Genomic DNA, 3,214 nt, shown 5'->3' with positions numbered 1-3,214 from the left:
AGCCGTTGGTTCGGGGTGATGGGTGGTTGGTCGTTGTTTGAGAACTGCACAGTGGACGCGAGCATCTGTGGCCAAGTTTTTAAGGGCGCACGGTGGATGCCTTGGCACCAGGAACCGATGAAGGACGTGGGAGGCCACGATAGTCCCCGGGGAGTCGTCAACCAGACTTTGATCCGGGGGTTTCCGAATGGGGAAACCCGGCAGTCGTCATGGGCTGTCACCCATGCCTGAACACATAGGGCATGTGGAGGGAACGCGGGGAAGTGAAACATCTCAGTACCCGCAGGAAGAGAAAACAACCGTGATTCCGGGAGTAGTGGCGAGCGAAACTGGATGAGGCCAAACCTCAAGCGTGTGAGACCCGGCAGGGGTTGCGCTTGGGGGGTTGTGGGATCTCTTTTCTACGGTCTGCCGGCCGTGGGGCGAGTCAGAAACCGTTGATGTAGGCGAAGGACATGCGAAAGGTCCGGCGTAGAGGGTAAGACCCCCGTAGTCGAAACATCAGCGGCTCGTTTAAGAGACACCCAAGTAGCACGGGGCCCGAGAAATCCCGTGTGAATCTGGCGGGACCACCCGCTAAGCCTAAATATTCCCTGGTGACCGATAGCGGATAGTACCGTGAGGGAATGGTGAAAAGTACCGCGGGAGCGGAGTGAAATAGTACCTGAAACCGTGTGCCTACAAGCCGTGGGAGCGTCGGGTAGGAACTTGTTCCTACCTCGTGACTGCGTGCCTTTTGAAGAATGAGCCTGCGAGTTTGCGGTGTGTTGCGAGGTTAACCCGTGTGGGGAAGCCGTAGCGAAAGCGAGTCCGAATAGGGCGGTTTAGTAGCGCGCTCAAGACCCGAAGCGGAGTGATCTAGCCATGGGCAGGTTGAAGCGGCTGTAAGAGGTCGTGGAGGACCGAACCCACCAGGGTTGAAAACCTGGGGGATGACCTGTGGTTAGGGGTGAAAGGCCAATCAAACTCCGTGATAGCTGGTTCTCCCCGAAATGCATTTAGGTGCAGCGTCGTGTGTTTCTTGCCGGAGGTAGAGCACTGGATAGGCGATGGGCCCTACCGGGTTACTGACCTTAGCCAAACTCCGAATGCCGGTAAGTGAGAGCGCGGCAGTGAGACTGTGGGGGATAAGCTCCATGGTCGAGAGGGAAACAGCCCAGAGCATCGACTAAGGCCCCTAAGCGTACGCTAAGTGGGAAAGGATGTGGAGTCGCAGAGACAACCAGGAGGTTGGCTTAGAAGCAGCCACCCTTGAAAGAGTGCGTAATAGCTCACTGGTCTAGTGATTCCGCGCCGACAATGTAGCGGGGCTCAAGCGTACCGCCGAAGTCGTGTCATTGCAGTACATACCCCCAACGGGGACTGTGATGGGTAGGGGAGCGTCGTGTGCCGGGTGAAGCCGCGCCGGAAGGCAGTGGTGGACGGTTCACGAGTGAGAATGCAGGCATGAGTAGCGATACACACGTGGGAAACGTGTGCGCCGATTGACTAAGGGTTCCTGGGTCAAGCTGATCTGCCCAGGGTAAGTCGGGACCTAAGGCGAGGCCGACAGGCGTAGTCGATGGATAACCGGTTGATATTCCGGTACCCGCTGTGAAGCGTCAAACATCGAATCCAGTGATGCTAAGCCCGTGAAGCCGCCCTGATCTCTTCGGAGTTGAGGGGAGTGGTGGAGCCGGTGGCCCGAGCTGGTAGTAGGTGAGTGATGGGGTGACGCAGGAAGGTAGTCCATCCCGGGCGGTGGTTGTCCCGGGGTAAGGGTGTAGGACGTCAGGTAGGTAAATCCGCCTGGCACATAGTCTGAGACCTGATGCCGAGCCGATTGTGGTGAAGTGGATGATCCTATGCTGTCGAGAAAAGCCTCTAGCGAGTTTCATGGCGGCCCGTACCCTAAACCGACTCAGGTGGTCAGGTAGAGAATACCGAGGCGTTCGGGTGAACTATGGTTAAGGAACTCGGCAAAATGCCCCCGTAACTTCGGGAGAAGGGGGGCCATTCTTGGTGAGAGGACTTGCTCCTCGAGCTGGGGGTGGCCGCAGAGACCAGCGAGAAGCGACTGTTTACTAAAAACACAGGTCCGTGCGAAGCCGTAAGGCGATGTATACGGACTGACGCCTGCCCGGTGCTGGAACGTTAAGGGGACCGGTTAGTCACTCTTCGGGGTGGCGAAGCTGAGAACTTAAGCGCCAGTAAACGGCGGTGGTAACTATAACCATCCTAAGGTAGCGAAATTCCTTGTCGGGTAAGTTCCGACCTGCACGAATGGCGTAACGACTTCTCGACTGTCTCAACCATAGGCCCGGTGAAATTGCACTACGAGTAAAGATGCTCGTTTCGCGCAGCAGGACGGAAAGACCCCGGGACCTTTACTACAGTTTGATATTGGTGTTCGGTTCGGCTTGTGTAGGATAGCTGGGAGACTTTGAGACTCGGACGCCAGTTCGGGTGGAGTCGTCGTTGAAATACCAGTCTGGTCGTGCTGGATGTCTAACCTGGGTCCGTGATCCGGATCAGGGACAGTGTCTGATGGGTAGTTTAACTGGGGCGGTTGCCTCCTAAAGAGTAACGGAGGCGCCCAAAGGTTCCCTCAGCCTGGTTGGCAATCAGGTGTTGAGTGTAAGTGCACAAGGGAGCTTGACTGTGAGACCGACGGGTCGAGCAGGGACGAAAGTCGGGACTAGTGATCCGGCGGTGGCTTGTGGAAGCGCCGTCGCTCAACGGATAAAAGGTACCCCGGGGATAACAGGCTGATCTTCCCCAAGAGTCCATATCGACGGGATGGTTTGGCACCTCGATGTCGGCTCGTCGCATCCTGGGGCTGGAGTCGGTCCCAAGGGTTGGGCTGTTCGCCCATTAAAGCGGTACGCGAGCTGGGTTTAGAACGTCGTGAGACAGTTCGGTCCCTATCCGCTGTGCGCGTAGGAGTCTTGAGAAGGGCTGTCCCTAGTACGAGAGGACCGGGACGGACGAACCTCTGGTGTGCCAGTTGTTCTGCCAAGGGCATGGCTGGTTGGCTACGTTCGGGAGGGATAACCGCTGAAAGCATCTAAGCGGGAAGCCTGCTTCGAGATGAGGACTCCCACCCACTTGATGGGGTAAGGCTCCCAGTAGACGACTGGGTTGATAGGCCAGATATGGAAGCCCAGTAATGGGTGGAGTTGACTGGTACTAATAGGCCGAGGGCTTGTCCTCAGTTGCTCGCGTCCACTGTGTT

General features: G+C 57.0%; 1 rRNA gene. It reads left to right on the top strand.

Features of this window, described 5'->3' with window-relative positions:
• Nucleotides 1-69 precede the first annotated feature (69 nt).
• Nucleotides 70-3,192 (top strand): 23S ribosomal RNA (locus H1D24_RS41430).
• The last annotated feature ends 22 nt before the right edge of the window (nt 3,193-3,214 follow it).

The organism is Streptomyces himalayensis subsp. himalayensis, from assembly GCF_013778455.1.
GTDB lineage: Bacteria > Actinomycetota > Actinomycetes > Streptomycetales > Streptomycetaceae > Streptomyces > Streptomyces himalayensis.
Note: the sequence above shows the minus strand (reverse complement) of the source record. Positions and strands in the feature narration are given on the sequence as shown.